This window comes from Pseudoalteromonas sp. S16_S37, assembly GCF_014694405.1.
Classification (GTDB): domain Bacteria; phylum Pseudomonadota; class Gammaproteobacteria; order Enterobacterales; family Alteromonadaceae; genus Pseudoalteromonas.
Genome location: NZ_JAAUWV010000005.1, coordinates 16,530 through 35,028, shown reverse-complemented (window position 1 = coordinate 35,028; position 18,499 = coordinate 16,530). Strand labels below are relative to the sequence as shown.

General features: G+C 42.6%; 19 protein-coding genes and 1 tRNA gene. 11 read left to right on the top strand and 9 right to left on the bottom strand.

Going from position 1 to position 18,499, the window contains the following annotated elements; all coding sequences use genetic code 11:
- Positions 1 to 8: 8 nt before the first annotated feature.
- On the bottom strand, positions 9 to 659 hold the full coding sequence (locus HC733_RS04185) for an OmpW/AlkL family protein (RefSeq protein ID WP_190363794.1): 651 nt from the start codon (positions 657 to 659) through the stop codon (positions 9 to 11).
- A gap of 269 nt (positions 660 to 928) precedes the next feature.
- On the opposite strand from HC733_RS04185, the gene dapE reads away from it, so the two are divergent.
- Together dapE and HC733_RS04175 are read left to right on the top strand one after the other, a co-directional pair.
- Positions 929 to 2,104 carry a succinyl-diaminopimelate desuccinylase gene (gene dapE / locus HC733_RS04180; RefSeq protein ID WP_190363793.1) on the top strand — a complete coding sequence of 392 codons (1,176 nt, stop codon included), beginning with the start codon at positions 929 to 931 and terminating at the stop codon, positions 2,102 to 2,104.
- A 186-nt stretch (positions 2,105 to 2,290) separates the two neighbouring features.
- The gene (locus HC733_RS04175; protein WP_190363792.1) at positions 2,291 to 2,737 is read left to right on the top strand and encodes an Hsp20 family protein; all 447 of its coding nucleotides are present in this window, start codon (positions 2,291 to 2,293) and stop codon (positions 2,735 to 2,737) included.
- Positions 2,738 to 2,832: 95 nt separating this feature from the next.
- On the opposite strand, the gene HC733_RS04170 is transcribed toward HC733_RS04175, so the two are convergent.
- The 6 genes from HC733_RS04170 to HC733_RS04145 form a co-directional block, all read right to left on the bottom strand.
- Positions 2,833 to 4,041: an NAD(P)/FAD-dependent oxidoreductase gene (locus HC733_RS04170; RefSeq protein WP_190363791.1), complete on the bottom strand. Its 1,209-nt coding sequence runs from the start codon at positions 4,039 to 4,041 to the stop codon at positions 2,833 to 2,835.
- On the bottom strand, positions 4,028 to 5,428 hold the full coding sequence (locus HC733_RS04165) for an FAD/NAD(P)-dependent oxidoreductase (RefSeq protein WP_190363790.1): 1,401 nt from the start codon (positions 5,426 to 5,428) through the stop codon (positions 4,028 to 4,030). Before HC733_RS04165 ends, HC733_RS04170 begins: the two co-directional genes overlap by 14 nt.
- Positions 5,425 to 5,766 carry a (2Fe-2S)-binding protein gene (locus HC733_RS04160; protein ID WP_274602011.1) on the bottom strand — a complete coding sequence of 114 codons (342 nt, stop codon included), beginning with the start codon at positions 5,764 to 5,766 and terminating at the stop codon, positions 5,425 to 5,427. Before HC733_RS04160 ends, HC733_RS04165 begins: the two co-directional genes overlap by 4 nt.
- Before the next feature lie 160 nt (positions 5,767 to 5,926).
- A complete protein-coding gene (locus HC733_RS04155; RefSeq protein WP_190363789.1) occupies positions 5,927 to 6,454 on the bottom strand; it encodes a hypothetical protein in 528 nt (175 codons plus the stop codon).
- Positions 6,451 to 7,635, bottom strand: a complete 1,185-nt coding sequence (locus tag HC733_RS04150) for a peptidylprolyl isomerase (protein ID WP_190363788.1) — start codon at positions 7,633 to 7,635, stop codon at positions 6,451 to 6,453. The genes HC733_RS04155 and HC733_RS04150 overlap by 4 nt, the downstream gene beginning before the upstream one ends.
- Positions 7,635 to 8,645, bottom strand: coding sequence for a phospholipase (locus tag HC733_RS04145; RefSeq protein WP_190363787.1), 1,011 nt, complete (start codon positions 8,643 to 8,645; stop codon positions 7,635 to 7,637). The genes HC733_RS04150 and HC733_RS04145 overlap by 1 nt, the downstream gene beginning before the upstream one ends.
- Positions 8,646 to 8,841: 196 nt before the next feature.
- Here HC733_RS04145 and HC733_RS04140 point away from each other — a divergent pair, with 196 nt between their 5' ends.
- Together HC733_RS04140 and HC733_RS04135 are read left to right on the top strand one after the other, a co-directional pair.
- Positions 8,842 to 9,672: a MipA/OmpV family protein gene (locus HC733_RS04140; protein WP_238937430.1), complete on the top strand. Its 831-nt coding sequence runs from the start codon at positions 8,842 to 8,844 to the stop codon at positions 9,670 to 9,672.
- Entirely contained in the window at positions 9,662 to 10,069 is a 408-nt protein-coding gene (locus HC733_RS04135) for a DUF3019 domain-containing protein (RefSeq protein ID WP_238937429.1), read from the top strand. Before HC733_RS04140 ends, HC733_RS04135 begins: the two co-directional genes overlap by 11 nt.
- A 48-nt stretch (positions 10,070 to 10,117) precedes the next feature.
- On the opposite strand, the gene HC733_RS04130 is transcribed toward HC733_RS04135, so the two are convergent.
- Together HC733_RS04130 and HC733_RS04125 are read right to left on the bottom strand one after the other, a co-directional pair.
- Complete coding sequence (locus HC733_RS04130) at positions 10,118 to 10,624, bottom strand: hypothetical protein (protein ID WP_190363786.1); 507 nt, start codon at positions 10,622 to 10,624, stop codon at positions 10,118 to 10,120.
- 67 nt (positions 10,625 to 10,691) lie between these two features.
- Positions 10,692 to 11,174: a globin gene (locus tag HC733_RS04125; protein WP_190363785.1), complete on the bottom strand. Its 483-nt coding sequence runs from the start codon at positions 11,172 to 11,174 to the stop codon at positions 10,692 to 10,694.
- Positions 11,175 to 11,560: 386 nt separating this feature from the next.
- Between HC733_RS04125 and HC733_RS04120 the strand changes: the two genes are divergently transcribed.
- The 7 genes from HC733_RS04120 (at position 11,561) to rpsO (ending at position 18,420) form a co-directional block, all read left to right on the top strand.
- Positions 11,561 to 11,637: transfer RNA gene (locus tag HC733_RS04120), tRNA-Met, on the top strand.
- 263 nt (positions 11,638 to 11,900) lie between these two features.
- A complete protein-coding gene (gene rimP, locus HC733_RS04115) occupies positions 11,901 to 12,356 on the top strand; it encodes a ribosome maturation factor RimP (protein WP_190363784.1) in 456 nt (151 codons plus the stop codon).
- Between the two features lie 40 nt (positions 12,357 to 12,396).
- On the top strand, positions 12,397 to 13,899 hold the full coding sequence (gene nusA, locus HC733_RS04110; protein WP_190363783.1) for a transcription termination factor NusA: 1,503 nt from the start codon (positions 12,397 to 12,399) through the stop codon (positions 13,897 to 13,899).
- A gap of 25 nt (positions 13,900 to 13,924) precedes the next feature.
- A complete protein-coding gene (gene infB / locus HC733_RS04105; protein WP_190363782.1) occupies positions 13,925 to 16,573 on the top strand; it encodes a translation initiation factor IF-2 in 2,649 nt (882 codons plus the stop codon).
- A gap of 110 nt (positions 16,574 to 16,683) precedes the next feature.
- On the top strand, positions 16,684 to 17,106 hold the full coding sequence (gene rbfA, locus HC733_RS04100) for a 30S ribosome-binding factor RbfA (protein ID WP_190363781.1): 423 nt from the start codon (positions 16,684 to 16,686) through the stop codon (positions 17,104 to 17,106).
- Positions 17,106 to 18,041: a tRNA pseudouridine(55) synthase TruB gene (gene truB / locus HC733_RS04095; RefSeq protein WP_190363780.1), complete on the top strand. Its 936-nt coding sequence runs from the start codon at positions 17,106 to 17,108 to the stop codon at positions 18,039 to 18,041. The genes rbfA and truB overlap by 1 nt, the downstream gene beginning before the upstream one ends.
- Before the next feature lie 109 nt (positions 18,042 to 18,150).
- The gene (gene rpsO, locus HC733_RS04090; protein ID WP_171627521.1) at positions 18,151 to 18,420 is read left to right on the top strand and encodes a 30S ribosomal protein S15; all 270 of its coding nucleotides are present in this window, start codon (positions 18,151 to 18,153) and stop codon (positions 18,418 to 18,420) included.
- The last annotated feature ends 79 nt before the right edge of the window (positions 18,421 to 18,499 follow it).

Below are 18,499 nucleotides of genomic sequence, written 5' to 3'. Positions count from 1 at the left end.
TTTAAAAATTAGAACTTGTATTTAACGCCGAACATAGCAACAACAGGGTCTAGTTCAACATCAGATGTAAGAGCTTTCGCGCCATTAGCATAAACGGTTGCATCAGTGTTGATATCCATTTTAGAGATCATAGCGTGTAGTCCCCACTTTTCGTTCAAGTCGTAGTTAAAACCAACTTGTAAAGCAATACCAAATGAACTGTCTAAGTCCACTTTTACATCATTTGTACCAAGTGTAGTGCGCAGCGCCTGAGTGGCTTCTTCATCAAAAAATACCGTGTAGTTCAGACCAGCTCCTACGAATGGGCGAAACGCAGAATCTGCACCGAAAAAGTGATATTGCGCCATCAATGTTGGTGGTAAATGCTTAACTTTGGCTATTTCCGCACCTTGCAAGCCGCCAGCACCATTAACTGTGTGAGAGAAAGGGGTTGCTGCAATAAGTTCAAATGTAATGTTATCTGTGTACTGGTAGTCAAATGTAAGGCCTAACTGAGTATCTGAATCTGCTACTAGTCCAAGCGCTTTGTTTTGCTCAATGTTAGACGCTGTATTGCTTGGATTAACATTAATTGCACCAACGTTTACGCTAAACTGTGCTTGAGCAAAAGGTGCTGCCACGAGTAAAGCTGATAGTAATGCTGTGCTAAGTGTTTTCATTGTCATCTCCTGAACCTATACGAGGTATATCTTTTTGTTGGGTTCATAATAAGAGTTACGTAAATAAAAAAGCTGTCCTAGATCAATATTTACCATTGGATGTTTCAGAAATTTTTGAAAGTTTGATTTAGATTAAGTTTTCAGTGTATTGAAGGGGAATTTACTCGAAAACTGATGTGGTATGTCATAAACATGACGCATTGTTGCCATGAAAGCGCAATATCTAATCGCTGTAATTAGCTATCATGTTCAGTACAGAGCTAATAAAAATGGCGCAACACCTCGCGAGTATCGCAAACTATCCCTTAACAACAGTAGAAAAACTACAAAAACTAATTCAAGCCCCTTCGATTACACCGCAAGATGCTGGCACCGTGAGCTGGCTGGCAACTCGGTTACATGAGCTAGGTTTTGAAATTTTGCTGCTTGAAGAAGAGCAAGGTGTGAAAAACTTAGTTGCGAGACGCAGCTTTTCTGATGGCCCAAGCTTTGCTTTTGCGGGGCATGTCGATGTGGTACCAGCAACCCATAAAGGTTGGTTAGCTGCGCCTTTTAGCGGTGATGTTGTTGACGGCTGTATTATTGGCCGTGGTGCTGCGGATATGAAAGGCGGGATTGCAGCGATGCTAAGTGCGACCGAAAGGTTGTGTGCAAAAGAGATGGAATTTAAAGGTACGTTTTATTGGCTAATCACTTCTGATGAAGAAGGTGAGGCCGAATATGGCTCTAAGCGTATTGCACACTTTATAGCTCGTCAGGGCATTACACTTGATGCCTGCTTAGTCGGAGAGCCGACTTCTGATAAGCATGTTGGCGACACCATCAAAAATGGTCGACGTGGCGCTATGTCAGGGCGCGTGCAAATAAGTGGTAAGGCAGGTCATGTTGCTTATCCTGAAAATACAGTAAATGCGGCACATATTGCTGGTGAAATCGTGACAGCTTTGACTCAACTTGTGTGGTGGAAAGATGAGCCAGGTTCAAAAACACATTTGCAAGTGACGGGGATCACGGTACCCAATATCGTTGATAACTTAGTGCCAAGCGAGTGTGAAATTACATTTAATATTCGCTATAGCCATGCTTATCGCAGTGACTCGGTGTGTGAGTTAGTTGAGTCTATGCTAGAGAAGTGGCAATCCAATCTACAGTTTGTTTGGGAAAGACCATGTGAACCTTATTACACAGGTGCAAAAGCACATAATTGTTTTTTATCGTTAACAGAGAAAGCCATTTATCAAGCTACGGGGCAATATCCCTCGCTGAGTACATCTGGTGGCACCTCTGATGGGCGCTTTTTTGCCTCCTCACACACCCAAGTTATCGAGTGTGGGGTGCGAAACCATACTATTCATCAGGTCAATGAGCATGTATCCATTGCTGATTTACATACGATTGAAGAAATTTACCTGAATGTTTTAACTGAGTTTTTTGCTAACAATTGATTGCGCTCTGAAATTTTTTTAATTTTTTACTTGAAAACAATTTTGTTGACCATAAATAGTTTAGTGAGGACGCCGTAACGGGTTTTCACTAAACACAATAAATTGATTTTTAAAATAAAAAATAGTTTTTTGACTGGTTCAGAGGAAGAGTCAAAGGCTTATATCGCTTAAATTGAGGATATCATTATGCGTACAGTAGACCTATCTCCACTATATCGTTCTTTCATTGGTTTTGACCATCTAGCATCATTAATGGATGCCGCCGCACGTACAGACAAGCAACCTAGTTTTCCGCCATACAACATCGAACTTTTAGACCAAGATAAATACCAAATCACCATGGCCGTTGCTGGTTTTAGCGAGCAAGAGCTAAGTATTGAGTCTGAAAACAACACATTAAAAGTGTTGGGAACGAAAGCTGAAAAAAGTGCGCAATCGCAAAGAAAATTTATCCATCAAGGCATTGCAGAACGAAGCTTTGAACGCAAGTTTCAACTAGGTGACCATGTTAAAGTAATTGGTGCTGAGTTAGAGCATGGATTATTGATTATCAACCTTGAGCGAGAGATCCCAGAAGCGCTTAAGCCACGAAAAATTGCAATCAACTCTGGCAAAGTGCTAGAGAGTAAGTAATTTAACACAGATTTCCCTGACTGTTGTTAACAACCAATTGAGTAATAACAATGCCGCTTAAAAAGCGGCATTGTTATTTGCATGACTAAGTACTTTTAAGAATAGAAACGCTCAACACTAAAAGGTGTTAGGTCCAAAGTGGTTGGTTTTCCCATCACCAGTTCGGTCATTAATTTACCCGTAATAGCAGACGTTAAAATGCCAGTTCGAAAGTGACCACAGGCATTTAAATACCCCTCAATCCCAGGCGTTTTTCCAAGTATTGGTAACTCGTCGGGAGTGCCAGGGCGAAGTCCCGCCCAACAACGTTTTATATTACTTTGTTTGAGTATCGGCAGGCATTTAGTTGCGCCTTGAGACAGTTCGGTAATTTTATCTAGGCTGTTGCTGGTATCAAACCCTTTCTCTTCAGTGGATGAGCCGATTAAAATCTCTCCGTTGTCCTTTTGCGCAATGTAACAATCACTGGTACTTACGCAGCCTCTAAGGACTTTAGGTAAACGCTCAGATAAAACAATTTGACCTTTTACCGGGTAGACAGGCATTTCCATGTCGGTTGCTTTGTTAAATAACTCATTGGCCCAAGCACCTGTGGCATTGATAAGTGTTTTACAATGATAGGTGTCCTCAGCAGTTGTTACGCCAAATACTCTGTTACCATCACGCAACACTTCATCAATTTGTGTATTGAGGATGAGGTCTACGCCGTTTTGCCGAGCGCCTTCTAAATACGCATCGACTAGACGATAAGGGTTTACTTGGTGATCGCAAGTAAAGTCTATCGCACCGATAGCATCTTCAGTGATATATGGCTCTTCAGCCTTGAGTTGCTCTTCATCTAGCCACCGTACTTGGTCTACAAGGTGTGGAATTCCGCTTAGTATTTGGTCTGCATAGGTTTTATCATCTTGGTTATACATAATAAATTTAAGCCCTGTGCGCTCAAACTTAAAATCAACACCATGGCGATCCAGCATTTCTTTATGTAGTTCTGGGTACATATTATTTGACGTTAAGGCAAATTCAAAAAAGCAATCGGGGAGCTGGTGGGGTCGCATGACCGGAATATCTTTACCATTTGCTTCGCTTTGTAATTTAGATAGTGTTTTGAAAAAAATAACGCCACAGCCAAGACCAACAGACTCGCCAATCGCCCAAAGACCTCCAGCAGATGCACGAGAAGCATTCCCCGGCTTTTTTATATCAATGAGTGCGATGCTCAGGTCAGTATCACGGCTAAGAAAATATGCACAAGCTGCACCTATGGCACCACCGCCAGCTATTACCACATCATACTGTTTCATGGTTGTCCTCCAGCAAAGTGAATGGGATGGGATCGAGCGGAAAGCGAGGTTGAATCGTGCCTATATTATGTGTAAACCCAGCTTGCTGCAGGCGGTCAATGGCATAGCTTGCACACGTTTTGCCTTGGCAATCACCCATCCCGATACGAGTTCTCATCTTTAAGGTGGTTATGTCTTTTGCGCCTTGCTCAATGGCTTTATCTATCTGGCTTCTTGTTGCCTGTTCGCATCGGCACACAACGGTATCATCCTTAGGCAGCTCGAGGAGTCCAAATTGCCTTGCACTGAAACGATCAAAACCATAGCGAAATCGTTTTATTCGTGCGAGCTTACGATGCACTTTACCAGCCAGTTGCGCGGCTTTTTTCGGGGTTATCTTATTGCGTTTCTGAGCAATACGAATAGCTGCGATTTGCCCTTCACAGATAGCAGCATCGGCACCGAGCAAACCATTTGCATCTCCAACAATGTAGGTGTTTTCCAAGCTGCTTTTCAGCCAATTATCCAAAATTGGCACGTAGCCACTTACATGGCTATATTGGTGCTGTGCGCCGAGTAACATGGCAAGTTGGCTACGGGCAACAAAACCATAGCCAACACCAATAGCATCAACATCAATGGTTTTTGCATTTTGTACATCAGCCTGCCAACACTCGTTATAAGGTGCGACACTTATCTGCTGCAAGGTTTCATCGCCAACGGCATCGACAATACCCCAGCCATAATAAAAAGGTATATCGTGCTTTTCTAGGTAGGCCATCATGCTTAGGCCTGAGAGTGTTAATTTTGGCTTATTTAGCAAGGCAATGGCTTCTTTAGCTAATTTATGAAACTGACTCGCTTCATAAACGCCCACAACATCAACTCCTGCTTTATGTAATTGACATGCAACCAGCGGAAGTAATGGTCCTGTGCCGACTAAGGCCATGCGGGTACCAGGCTTAACCAAACCACTTTTTATTTGTAGTTGTACGCCACCTAGAAGCATTACTCCTGGCAGTTGCCAGCCAGGGAATGGCACACTTCGTTCATGACAACCAGTAGCTAAAATTAAATCCTGATAAGCAAGGTTTGAAAGACTATTTAGTTTGTTAAGTAACAGTTTATTTTGTCCTTCAGGGCCCAATACTCGTGTTTGTGTAAGCAGTTCAATATGTTGTTTCTGAGCTGAAAAACGCGTTCTAAGCGCACTCATGGCGCGTTTTAAGTTGTCGTCTAAATGCGGTAAATCGTCACTATCTCTAAACGGGCCACGATAGATCACGCCACCTATTTTTGGCGCTTCATCAATGATAATACTCTTTATACCGAATTTACCTAATTGAGCCGCTGCCGCAGTACCTGACGGGCCTGCGCCGACAATCACGACCGGTTGAGAAGTGGTCATTTTATCCCCTCCTCAGCAAAGCGGTTACTCAATGTTTCGACGACCATGTTGGGTTGCACGAGGGTTTGACATGCTCGCTGTTTGAACTGCTCATTAACTTTGACATGGCAGCAGTGACAAACTCCCATACCGCAATAAGCACCTGAGTGACGTTGATGATCATTGCTCATGATGCGTTTATGATCAGTTGCCAGTAATACTGAGAGTAGGGTTTCGCCAAGGGTGGCTTTAACTTGGTGTTGATTGATGGTGATATCAAACGATCTATCAGGAATGGGAGTTATATCCTTTGTTCGCTTTAAACTTTTCATACTTGCCTCGAATAATTTATTGCTCATTTATATCCTTGGGTGAATAGCTCACCCTTCGAGGCTGCAGGTTATAGAGTCAGAAAAGCTTAAACAAACATTATTTTTACATAAACTTTACTTTCTAAAGGTTTATTGATCTAGATCGTTTTAAGTCACCGTTTAAATTGAGTGATTGCTTTGATGGGCATTAGTTTTCTTCACTAAGTTCTTGCTGTAGTTGCTCACTCATCTGTTTTATCCCAGCGATTTTATTTTCTGCAAATGTGAGTTCTTCTTCACTAATACCTTCCTCACGACCGCGTTGTAAAAGCGCTTCTAGGCGCTTTACTTTATCCTTTGCTGCGATAATAAATGCTTGCTTGAGCTTTCTCTCTTGTTCATCCCCATATGCTTGATAACTTTCATAATCATCCAAGTCGCCTTGATAGCTATCGCTTGTTACGGATTGGCCGATAGGTGGGATATATACTTCCACTTCTTGCTCAGAGGGAGCATAGGACGCTGGTTTTGCCTCGTCGTTTGGCTGTGTAACTTTTTGTATGGGTATTGGAGGTGTTGGTAGAGCCGCATTGGGTGGCGCTACCATGAGATGTTTAGATAATTTTGCTGTGCCCACGGCTCCCACCGCTTGCACTTTAGAGTCACCGAGCAAATAATACATTGCAATGAGCGTCAATGTGGTGCCGACAGCAAGTAATAGATATCTTTTTTTCATAGTTTTATATTGTGTTGTTCAAACCAATGATTTTTTAACTCGGTATAGGCTTTTTTAGCCATAACTTCGGTTAAAGCAAGTTTTGCCTGATATTTAACTGTTTCACTATCCTTATCATAAAAAGCATAGAAACGTTGCTTGGTGCTTGTCACAAGCCACTGACCTTGAGGGGAGCGAATAGGCTTGGATAATTGATTTGGCGGCAAACTAAAAGCCACTTGCTGTGCCCACGAGCTATTCTTTTGGCGTGTTACCAGTCCTTTTTCAGCTGCAAATAAGTCTACTTGTTTAAAATGAATTATCGCTTGCTCAAAAGGGTGTGCTTGCGCATAGCGATGAAATTGTTCGGCCTTTGCTTTGTCGGTGAATAACACTGCATTGGCTTGGACTTTGTCTATGTATCTAAAATTTTGTTTATTTTTCTCAAAATAGTTATGTACAGCCTGTGCAGTTATGCGTTGTTGCAACTTGTCTAGGTAATCACTGCGTTCGCCATGCAAACTATGTGTAACGCCAAAATAAGTCAGCATGGTTGGCCTTAGCAATTCTGCTTTGGCAATGTACTCTAGCTTGTCTTGAGATAGGCCTTGTGCGTTAAGCTTATCGTTAAGCTGCTGCATGATTAGGTTAAATCGACGGTGCTCCGCAACAAGTGATTTGAATAACTCGATATCACCTTGGTGGAGCTTGTAGCGGTTTTGCATAGACTGCTCAGACATCAGTGTCGCGAGTGTCAATTTGCCCGCTGCTAAATGACTTAGATCTATCTTGTCTAAGCGTGCCAAATCTGATTCTGCATAGACATTATTGTTTGGGTAGCGTGGTAAGCTTGTTTGCAGCCATTGTGAAGAGTAGGGGTGCCATACTTTGTCGCCAAGCATTGCCACTTGCGGCAAAGCAAATTGATTTTTAAGTAAGGTTAATGTGTATCTTCGAGCATGAAAATCGCTACTAAAGCCAACCGCTGACTGTCTAGTCAGAATAGTCGAATTGTGTTGTTTTGCTTGTTCAAATAAAAAGGCGTTTTCCAATAGACGAGCGCGTGTTTGGCTTAACGTTATGCTGGCATCTTTTTCTTTAAGTATTTGGTGAACCAGTTTTGTTTCGGCCTGTGTAAATGTAACCTGTGCGAAGATTGGCAAGCTAATCAAGCTTGCCAATAGTAGTACTAAAATATGCATTAACGCGCCACCATTGCATGGTTTAGCAAGTGTACAACCATCGCTATGGCATGTGGAATAACAAGTTTTGCAGTATTCAAACGGTCATAATGATCTTTTGAATTAAGTACGATGCCACCTTGAGCATAAGATAATGCGCCACCTTGCGTTAGCAATGGGCGAATATCTTGGCTGTTCGCTGCTAATGGAGCAAAATTATCTAATGCTTCACGAACTAGCAGAGCATTGTTTAAGTTTTCTCTATCGTAATAATCTTTTACCCAAGACTCCCAGCTTGAGTGATTTAAATCTGAGGTAGTCCAAGTGTGGTGAGGTTGCAAAAGATCGGTGGTATGAAAAACAAAACCAAGAATTTGTGGGTTGCCGCTTTGAAGATATTTTTGATACCAATATTGTCCTAGGTTATCGATTGGTTGAAATGGCATTTCTTCAAAGTCATCATACATACTGTAAGTTGAATGACTGTCGATACGGTAATTTGCTTCGGTAATACCATAGCTGTTATATTTTGTGTCGTCCGCTCTAAACCAGCCTGTTTCGCCGCCACGGCCATCATCAAGGTAGTCACCTTTTAACCATGTTGAAGCGATAGAATCTACCGTGCCCCAAACTGTTAGCTTCTTCCAGTTATAACCACCAAAGTCATTTCCATGTGCATCTGCGCCTTGAGTATGGTTTTGAAAATGCCAGTAGCTGGTATATTTTACGATACTCTCTGCAGCCCCCCAAAGTGGCGCTTGCACGCAATCACCTGTTATAGCGCCGCAAAAAAAAGTATCTTCAAAATCATCTACATCATAAGCAGCTTGACCCAATAATTGTGCTAACGCAGTAACACTCATATTGTTTGCCCGAGCATATTGCTCCAACTTTTGATACTCGGTAGTGGTTGGGTTTTGAGCCATGTAATTAACCGCATCTATTACAATACGTTTGTGAGTTTCTTGACTGAAAGCTTCAGCATTGAGAGCCGCGACACTCAAAAGTGAGCAGAGTATTATTTTTTTCATTATTTATCCTATGGGTAAAGTAATCACTCTAGTTTAAGAAGCGGTATTTGACATGGGAATTGTTACTTTTTGATTTCACTTAGGTTAATTTTTGGTTTTTTTGATGGTAGGAAATATATGATTGTTGGCGGCGTTTAGGTCGGGTATCATAAGGGAACAAATTCGGCACAACTACAATTTACAATAAGCATGCCTAATGATGATAAATAACATAAAACTACTTTTAACTGCGCTGCTGCTTTGCATCCCGACATACGTTAGTGCACAGACTGAGTCAAATGATGATAGTGAAGAGCTGTTTTGGCAACTGAGTGTAGGGGCTTTTTGGGTTGATCTGTCTTTACCTGAATTAAAAGGAGCTGACTCTGATTTTGGTGGGATTAATATTTTAGCTGACGCTCGAATAGAGTATAAAAACTTTTATTTAAGAGTTAAATCTGGGGATTTTTTCGGTGGTGCTGATATAGGCTATCAGGTTTGGAACGGTGAAAAGCAAGGTATAGATATTGTTTACGGTCATTACCAAATGGGATTTTCACAAACAGGTTATATAGATGATGATAACGTTGTGCCAGAGCTAGAAGGAATTAAAAGACGGCATCAAGATCAATCGTTTGGTGTAGCATATTATAGGACTATCGGTCAGTACGAAGCCTTGTTTGAAGTAGTATACGATGCCTTTGGTGGTAGTAATGGTTGGGTGATGCACGCTGAAGCAACACGTACGTTTGAGCTGAGAAATTGGGATCTTTGGCTTAATTTTGGCGCCAATTATTATTCCGGCAATTTTATTGACTATTTTTACGGTGTTGATGTAGATGAGCAATCATCGTATTTGCCTGCATATGAAGTGAATGGTGCTTCATCAGTTTTTGTCCAGGCTCAAGCTAACTATCCCATTGCCGTTGATTGGGTATTTAGTACGGGCGCATCGGTTTTAATTGGCTCCTCCAACGTTACACGTAGTCCTTTGATTGATTCACGCTATGCTACTGCTGTCTTTGCTGGAGTGAAATATGTATTCTAGAACCATGTCAGCAAAGTATTTGCTAGGAGCAATTCTGGGGTTTGCGATGTCAGGTTTGTCTGCTGAGGAACAACAAGTCCCCAGCCAAATCTTACAAGCAACTCCAAATAAGTGCGTTGCACTAAACCAAGGAAGAACTTGCTATGCCGATGTGACATTGAAAGTGAACACACCAACTTCGGGCGACTACTGTATACGTCAGAGCCAATCAAAGAAAATTTTACAATGTTGGGCTAACACGCGTTCTTTTGTCTTTACGCTTAGTTTTGGATCGCCAGAAAGTCTAAGTTACGAGTTAATATCTCAAGCTGATAGAGACGTACTTGCGGTGACGACCATTGAAGTTAATTGGGTCCATAAAGTTCAAGTCAAAAAGCGCCGTTGGCGCCTTTTCTAAGCTGATAAGCAGCTGAATTAGATAACAAGGCCAAATAGGGCCTTGTTATTATTCGCACTGTTCGACAAGACCTCGCAAGTGAGAGCCTAAATCTTGGCTTTTATCTAGGCCATTTTGCATCAGTACGGAAGTTTGGTGCTGTAAAGTGCGTAAGTCGTAGCTATCAAGCAAAGTACTTAAATAGTTAAGGGTATCAGTCTCTAGGCGAATGATTTGTGGAAGACTCTCAAAGCTAAGTTCTTGCTCCGTTAAACTATCAATCGTTTCACTAAAATCAATGAGTTTAGCGCTTTCTTGTAACGACCCCTCCACAGTGATCAGCGGACCAAATGGATCACGCTCAATGTTACGTGCAACACATGCTAACATCGAGCCTTCTTTAGCCGTCATAAGTGTACTTTCTAGACCCTGCTCACGAATTTTTTCAATCGCAGTCTTTAAACCTTGGTGCTGGCTTAAATAGTGCTCTTCTACTTGAGACTTAGAGTGCTCAAATAAGTCACAGCCAGCGGTGCCAAAACACAATAAAGTACACAGCCAAAAGGTTTTTTGCATAAGCCTTCTCAGGAGATATGTTTCTCTGAACAATACCTTACTAGCAATTTTAGTTCACCTAATTAGGTTATCTAATTGTTGATGTAAGCTTTTGTTTATGTGCTCTAAACTGTCCCAAACAGACAACATTACTCGAGTTGAATAATATGCTTTTCATGATATTTGCAAAAATGTGTAATGCCTTACGCCATGCATTACGAAGTGCCAGCGTAAATTGTGCACCAAGATGAAGTTGGAGCGTCGTTATCATTGCATTACACAAGACACTAATATCTCTCTCGTTTGGTTTTAGTAACGCCAAGTTGTGCGCATTCACACGTATGAATTGTGTGAGCTGCTCTTGCTGAGGTAATAGGTAAAGTGCTTCTTGAATAAATTTGCTCAATCTGTGCTCGATTGTGATGAGTTGTTCGTTGCTTTTTGGCAGCTGTAACTGCATCTCATATCTACTAAGCTGGGTTCTTAAACTAACACAGAAACAGTGAAAGTTTGGCTGCAGAGTCGAAAACGACTGGGTTAATAACTGATACTGATATGGAGAAATACTCATAATCGCCTCACTGTCGATTAAGAGCGCATCCGTTTGCTCGAACTAAACCAAAACAAGCACAACTGCATAACTTGCTACCAGCTGCGAAAGGGTCATTTACTGCAGTCTAGTTACCTAAGTATAGTGTCAATAAGTCAAGATGCGAGAAGTGTGATAAAAAATGTGAGAAAAAATCAAAGAACGTGAGAAAAGTCGCACGTTAAAATTATGTAAAGTTACTATGGTTGAGTTGGCCGTCTCAGCAGGTACATGCGCTAGAAGCGACTAGAGCGATAGTGCTAATATCTCTACTAATAGGGATTTATTTCAGTCTAAGGTTGCTTATTAATGGAACTGTCCTTATAATACAGCGCATATTTTGCAGTGCTTGCACTGTTATTTATTGGCGCGGGATGGAGCAGCCTGGTAGCTCGTCGGGCTCATAACCCGAAGGTCGTCGGTTCAAATCCGGCTCCCGCAACCAAATCTGGAGTAGTATGCTACTCTTGTATGGTTTCGCGCATTCTTTGTAATGCGCGTTTTGCGTTTAAGCATCAGCTTAATTTTGCTGCAGTCTTACGCAACCAAGCAAGGCCTTTGGCCACACAGTTTTGCTTTAGGTGTGACGCCCCGCTTGGTTCGGGGCGTTGTCGTATCTGCAGCTTAGGTTTCTAACCCAAAGCTTTGGTATGAAACATCTAAGTTATTGGGGCTTAAGCCCTTTTTTTGTTTGTATGGAGGAATTTTGTGACAAAACTCGAGCAAGAATTGACAGCAATGTTAGAGCCCGCGGTTGAAGCACTAGGGTTTGAATTATTGGGTCTTGAGTTTGTGCAAGCCGGTCGTCACTCTACGCTACGTGTATATATCGAACACGAAGATGGTATTACCGTAGATAATTGTGCAGATGTAAGCCGACAAGTCAGTGCAATTTTGGATGTCGAAGACCCCATTACAAACGAATATGATTTAGAGGTGTCTTCTCCTGGTGTTGATAGACCGCTTTTTAAGCCAGCACATTATGAGAAGGCGCAAGGAGAAGAAGTACGCGTTCGTACTAAGCTTCCGCAAGATGGTCGTCGAAACTTCAAGGGCGACTTAGTTGCTGTTAGCGGTGACATGATCACTTTGAGCATTGATGGGACAGAGCATTTGATCATGCTAAGTAACATCGAACGTGCGAACATTATCGCAAAGTTTTAACTATTAAGTGCGAAGGATAAGGGCAAGCGAGGCATTACCTATGGCAAAAGAAATATTATTGGTGGCAGAGGCCGTTTCCAATGAGAAGGCAGTCCCAAGAGAAAAGATTTTTGAAGCATTAGAGTTCGCACTAGCGACTGCAACAAAGAAAAAACATAGTGGCGACATTGAAGTTCGCGTATCAATCGATCGTAAAACAGGTGAATACGATACTTTCCGTCGTTGGAGAGTTGTTGAGCCACAAGAAAATGGTTCGTTAGAAAATCCTTATGCTGAGATCACATTAGAGGCTGCTCAAGTTGATGAACCTGAGATCCAATTAGGTGATTATGTAGAAGAGCAAATTGAGTCAATTAAATTTGACCGCATCACTACCCAGATGGCGAAGCAAGTTATTGTACAAAAGGTACGTGAAGCTGAGCGTGCACTGGTTGTAGAAGCGTATAAAGATCAACAAGGTGAGCTAGTAACGGGCGTTGTTAAAAAAGCAACTCGCGATGCAATAGTGATGGACCTTGGCAACAATGCTGAAGCAGTTATCTATCGTGAAGATATGTTACCGCGCGAAAGTTTCCGTCCAGGAGATCGCGTACGTGGTTTACTATACGATGTAAAACCTGAAGCGCGTGGTGCACAACTATTTGTTACCCGTTCTAAGCCTGAGATGCTGATGGAATTGTTCCGCATTGAAGTGCCAGAAATTGGCGAAGAAATGATTGAAATCCGCGGTGCGGCTCGTGATCCAGGTTCTCGTGCAAAGATTGCGGTTAAGTCTAACGATAAGCGAATTGACCCTGTTGGTGCTTGCGTTGGTATGCGTGGTGCACGTGTACAAGCTGTATCTACAGAGCTTGGTGGTGAGCGTGTTGATATCGTACTTTATGATGATAACCCAGCTCAGTTTGTGATCAATGCAATGGCGCCTGCAGAAGTTGCCTCTATTGTGATGGACGAAGATTCTCGTTCAATGGATATCGCAGTAGAAGCTGACAACCTTGCACAGGCAATTGGTCGAAACGGTCAAAACATCCGTCTTGCAAGCCAGCTAACAGGTTGGGAGCTTAACGTAATGACGGTTGAAGACATGGAAGCAAAAAATGCTGAAGAGTCTGATAAACTGGTTAACTTGTTTACTGAGCACCTTGATATCGACGATGATTTTGCAACGCTGCTCATTAACGAAGGTTTCTCAACTTTAGAAGAAGTTGCGTATGTACCAGTTGCTGAGTTTTTAGAAATTGATGGTTTAGACGAAGACACAGTTGAAGAGCTGCGTAATCGTGCTAAAGATGCTTTGACAACAAAAGCACTTAAAACTGAAGAAAGCCTTGAAGGGGCTGAGCCTGCTGAAGACTTACTAGCTTTAGAAGGTCTAGAGCGTCATCTTGCATTTGTTATGGCTAGCAAAGGAGTTATTACTCTTGAAGACCTAGCTGAGCAGGGAATCGACGAACTAGTAGAAATTACAGAATTATCAGAGCAAGAAGCTGGGCAGTTGATTATGGCTGCGCGTAACATTTGTTGGTTTGGTGAAGACGCATAATATATTAACGGAGGTAACACACACTATGGCAGAAGTGAGCATTGAGAAACTAGCCGAGACTATTGATACAACTGTTGATAAATTACTGCAGCAGTTGAATGATGCAGGGATCACCAAAGGCAAAGAAGACAGCGTAACTGAATCTGAGAAAGCACAGTTACTTGACCATCTAAGCAAGCAGCATGGTGGTAAAGGCGCTGAAGGTCCAGAGCGTATGACTTTACAACGTAAGAGTAAAAGCACTTTAAGTGTAAAAGGCTCTACAGGTAAAGAAAAGTCGGTCTCTGTTGAAGTACGTAAAAAACGTACGTATGTTAAAAAGAGCGCAATTGATCAACAAAAAGAGCAAGAGCGTTTAGCGGCTGAGGAAGCTGCACGTAAAGAAGCTGAGTTAAAAGCGCAGCAAGAAGCGCAGCAAAAAGCCAAAGAAGAAGCTGAACGTAAGGCCAAAGAAGAGGCTGAGCGTAAAGCCAAAGAGGAAGCTAAACGCAAAGCAGAAGCACAGCGTAAAGCTAACGAATCGCAGGGCAAAAAAGTGGATAGTGCACAAGTTGAAAAAGACCGCCTAGAAGCTGAGCGTCTGCAAAAAGAAGCAGAAGAGGCAGCATTGAGAAAAGCTGAAGAAGAAGCGAAGCGCCAAGCTGAAGAGGCGCGCAAACTAGCTGAAGAAAATGAAGCTCGTTGGAAAAAAGAAGAAGAGGAACGCCGTCAACGTGAAGAAGCGGCAGACCACCATTTAACGACGTCAACTTACGCACGTGAAGCGGAAGATGAATCAGATGCACGTGAAGAGAAAAGTGCCCGTCGCAAGAAAAAGAAAAAAGGCCCTGTAAAAGCTGAAATCCCTTTAAAAGGGAAAAAAGGTAAGCTTAAAGCGCCAACATCATTACAGCATGGCTTCCAAAAGCCTGTGGCAGATGTAAAACAAGAAGTACGTATTAGTGAAACAATCACCGTTGCAGAACTTGCATCTCGCATGGCTGTGAAAGGCGCTGAAGTTGTTAAGACGATGATGAGAATGGGCGATATGGTTACCATTAACCAAGTTATCGACCAAGAAACAGCTCAGTTAGTGGCTGAAGAAATGGGCCACAAAGTTATTCTAGTGAAAGAAAATGAGCTAGAAGAGCAAGTATTAAGTGATCGCTCAGAAATAGATTCAACTGAGCCACGCGCACCAGTGGTGACTGTAATGGGTCACGTTGACCATGGTAAAACTTCAACACTTGACTACATCCGCAGTGCAAAAGTAGCGTCTGGCGAAGCGGGTGGTATTACCCAGCACATTGGTGCATATCACGTTGAGACTGAAGGTGGCATGATCACTTTCCTAGATACGCCTGGACACGCCGCGTTTACATCAATGCGTGCTCGTGGTGCGAAAGCTACTGATATCGTAATCCTAGTTGTTGCAGCTGATGATGGTGTAATGCCTCAGACTAAAGAAGCGGTACAGCACGCGAAAGCGGCTGGTGTACCACTAATCGTTGCTGTTAACAAAATGGATAAAGAAGGCGCAGATCCAGATCGCGTTAAGAATGAGCTTGCCCAGCTTGATGTTATCCCTGAAGAATGGGGTGGTGACACTCAATTCGTACATATCTCAGCTAAAACGGGTTCTGGTGTTGATGAGCTGCTTGAAGCGGTATTAATGCAGGCTGAAATCCTAGAGTTAACAGCACCAACTAAAGGTATGGCGGCTGGTGTTGTTATCGAATCTCGTCTAGATAAAGGTCGTGGTCCAGTGGCTACGGTACTGGTTCAGTCTGGTCAGTTAAGCCAAGGCGATATCGTACTGTGTGGTCTAGAATACGGCCGTGTACGTGCTATGCGCGACGAAAATGGTAACGAAATCAAAACTGCTGGTCCTTCAATTCCTGTTGAGATCTTAGGTTTGTCTGGCGTACCTGCGGCAGGTGATGAAGCGACTGTTGTTAAAGACGAACGTAAAGCGCGTGAAGTAGCCTTGTATCGTCAAGGTAAATTCCGTGACGTTAAACTAGCGCGTCAGCAAAAAGCGAAACTTGAAAACATGTTTACTAACATGACAGAAGGTAACGTATCTGAAGTGAACGTGGTACTGAAAGCGGACGTTCAGGGTTCAATCGAAGCAATTGCTGATTCACTGACTAAACTGTCTACTGATGAAGTTAAAGTGAAGATTGTAGGCTCTGGTGTAGGTGGTATCACTGAAACTGACGCAACACTTGCAGCGGCATCAAATGCGATTATTGTTGGCTTTAACGTACGTGCTGATGCATCTGCCCGTAAAGTGATTGAAGCTGAAAACTTAGACCTACGTTACTACAGCGTTATCTATAGCCTAATTGAAGAAGTGAAGCAGGCCATGTCTGGTATGCTTGCGCCTGAATTCAAGCAAGAGATCATCGGTCTTGCTGAAGTACGTGACGTGTTTAAGTCACCGAAAATTGGTGCTATCGCAGGTTGTATGGTTACTGAAGGTATGGTTAAGCGCAGCGCGCCTATTCGTGTACTTCGTGACAACGTAGTAATCTTTGAAGGTGAACTTGAGTCACTACGTCGCTTTAAAGATGACGTACAAGAAGTACGTAACGGTATGGAATGTGGTATCGGTGTTAAGAACTACAATGATGTTAAGGTTGGCGACCAAATCGAAGTATTCGAGACGGTAGAAGTTCAACGTACACTGTAATTCTAAACTGATAGTGTGATTTAAATGGGGGCAAATGCCCCCATTTGTCTATTGTGTTTAAATATAATTTATTGTTATTTTTCAATATTTTAATTTTATAAGTGGTGAAAATGAGAGAATTTTCTCGCACAGACAGAGTAGCTCAGCAAATCCAAAAAGAGATTGCTGTTATTCTACAACGCGAAATTAAAGACCCCCGCTTGGGCTTCGTTACAGTATCAGCTGTTGAGGTTTCTCGGGATTTATCGTACGCGAAAATCTTTATCACGGTACTTAATACCACGGATGAAGATAAGACCAAGCAAAGTGTTGCTATTCTAAACGATGCAACGGGATATATTCGTTCGGTTCTTGGCAAGCGAATTCGCGCTCGTATCATGCCAGAATTACGCTTTGTGGTAGACAACTCATTGCTCGAAGGTATGCGTATTTCTAACTTGGTTGACTCGGTGATCCGAGAAGACAACAAAAAGCGTGGCCCTGAGTCAGCTGAGGACTCGTCTGAGAATCCTTCTGGAGATGAGAAAAAGTAATGGCTAGACGTTCAAAAGGCCGTCCAGTCGATGGTATTGTGCTGTTGCACAAGCCACAAGGGATCTCGTCTAACAAGGCGCTGCAACAAGCAAAAGGTCTTTATTTTGCGCAAAAAGCAGGCCATACCGGCGCGCTTGATCCATTAGCGACGGGTATGTTGCCAATTTGTTTTGGGGAAGCAACCAAGTTTACACAGTTCTTGTTAGACACGGATAAAACCTATGTAGTACGTGCCAAATTGGGTGAGCGTACTACCACTTCTGACTCCGATGGTGAGGTGGTGCAAACGCGATCTGTCAACATTGATAGAGACACATTGCAAAGCGCTGTAAACAGCTTTTTGGGTGAATCTGATCAGTATCCATCTATGTATTCAGCGCTGAAATATCAGGGGCAACCTCTATATAAATATGCGCGTGAAGGCAAAGAAGTACCGCGCAAATGTCGTAAAATCAACGTATATAGCCTGACCCTTGACGAATACGATGCTGAAAATGAAGAAATTCAAATGACAGCACATGTTTCTAAAGGCACTTATATTCGTACCATCGTTGATGACCTTGGCGAGAAGTTAGGCTGTGGCGCGCATGTGATCATGTTGCACCGCTCTAAAGTCGGACATTATCCGAGCGAGAAAATGGTGACCATTGAGCAGTTGGAAGAAAAACTGCAACAAGCTAAGTCTGAAGGTATTGAACCATCGACTTACTTGGATGAGTTATTACTGCCGATGGATACGGCCTTGGTTGATTTACCGGTTGTCGAGATATCTCAAGAACAAGGTAAAGCATTTAGCCATGGTCAAGTGGTTGTCTGTGCTCAAGTACCTGACGGTATCATTAAGGTGGTAGCTGATGGTCAGTTTATTGGTATTGGCGAGAGAAATGCAGATGGCCATTTAAAAGCCAAAAGGGCCTTGGCGACCAATCAATAAGTTTTACTAGCGTCAGGTAATACTTGCTGATACAATGCGCGCCTCTTACTCGCTTTGGCTGAATTAGTGATCGGCTAAAGCATAATTTAAATTCTATTTTGGAGTTATTATGTCACTAAGCAACCAAGAAAAAGCAGAAATCGTAGCAAAATTCGCACGTGCTGAAGGCGACACTGGTTCACCAGAAGTTCAAGTTGCACTTCTTACTGCTGACATCAACAAGTTACAAGGTCACTTTGCTGATCACAAGCATGACTTCCACTCACGTCGTGGTCTGCTTCGTAAAGTTAGCCAACGTCGTAACTTGCTTGACTACCTTAAAGGTAAGAGCGTTGAGCGTTACTCAGCACTAATCAAAGAACTTGGCCTACGTCGCTAATAATTTGATTACTTGTTGGCTTTTTAGTCAACATAGGAAAAAAGGGGCTTAATCGCCCCTTTTTTTGTGGCTGATGTCC

What these genes read in the sequence shown, in the direction of transcription:
- HC733_RS04135 (WP_238937429.1), top strand. Translation starts at nt 9,662, where the DNA reads ATGTATTCTAGAACCATGTCAGCAAAGTATTTGCTAGGAGCAATTCTG.
- HC733_RS04175 (WP_190363792.1), top strand. Translation starts at nt 2,291, where the DNA reads ATGCGTACAGTAGACCTATCTCCACTATATCGTTCTTTCATTGGTTTT.
- HC733_RS04185 (WP_190363794.1), bottom strand. Translation starts at nt 659, where the DNA reads ATGAAAACACTTAGCACAGCATTACTATCAGCTTTACTCGTGGCAGCA.
- HC733_RS04165 (WP_190363790.1), bottom strand. Translation starts at nt 5,428, where the DNA reads ATGACCACTTCTCAACCGGTCGTGATTGTCGGCGCAGGCCCGTCAGGT.
- rpsO (WP_171627521.1), top strand. Translation starts at nt 18,151, where the DNA reads ATGTCACTAAGCAACCAAGAAAAAGCAGAAATCGTAGCAAAATTCGCA.
- HC733_RS04155 (WP_190363789.1), bottom strand. Translation starts at nt 6,454, where the DNA reads ATGAAAAAAAGATATCTATTACTTGCTGTCGGCACCACATTGACGCTC.
- HC733_RS04170 (WP_190363791.1), bottom strand. Translation starts at nt 4,041, where the DNA reads ATGAAACAGTATGATGTGGTAATAGCTGGCGGTGGTGCCATAGGTGCA.
- nusA (WP_190363783.1), top strand. Translation starts at nt 12,397, where the DNA reads ATGGCAAAAGAAATATTATTGGTGGCAGAGGCCGTTTCCAATGAGAAG.
- infB (WP_190363782.1), top strand. Translation starts at nt 13,925, where the DNA reads ATGGCAGAAGTGAGCATTGAGAAACTAGCCGAGACTATTGATACAACT.
- truB (WP_190363780.1), top strand. Translation starts at nt 17,106, where the DNA reads ATGGCTAGACGTTCAAAAGGCCGTCCAGTCGATGGTATTGTGCTGTTG.
- dapE (WP_190363793.1), top strand. Translation starts at nt 929, where the DNA reads ATGGCGCAACACCTCGCGAGTATCGCAAACTATCCCTTAACAACAGTA.
- HC733_RS04140 (WP_238937430.1), top strand. Translation starts at nt 8,842, where the DNA reads ATGATGATAAATAACATAAAACTACTTTTAACTGCGCTGCTGCTTTGC.
- HC733_RS04160 (WP_274602011.1), bottom strand. Translation starts at nt 5,766, where the DNA reads ATGAGCAATAAATTATTCGAGGCAAGTATGAAAAGTTTAAAGCGAACA.
- HC733_RS04130 (WP_190363786.1), bottom strand. Translation starts at nt 10,624, where the DNA reads ATGCAAAAAACCTTTTGGCTGTGTACTTTATTGTGTTTTGGCACCGCT.
- HC733_RS04145 (WP_190363787.1), bottom strand. Translation starts at nt 8,645, where the DNA reads ATGAAAAAAATAATACTCTGCTCACTTTTGAGTGTCGCGGCTCTCAAT.
- HC733_RS04150 (WP_190363788.1), bottom strand. Translation starts at nt 7,635, where the DNA reads ATGCATATTTTAGTACTACTATTGGCAAGCTTGATTAGCTTGCCAATC.
- HC733_RS04125 (WP_190363785.1), bottom strand. Translation starts at nt 11,174, where the DNA reads ATGAGTATTTCTCCATATCAGTATCAGTTATTAACCCAGTCGTTTTCG.
- rbfA (WP_190363781.1), top strand. Translation starts at nt 16,684, where the DNA reads ATGAGAGAATTTTCTCGCACAGACAGAGTAGCTCAGCAAATCCAAAAA.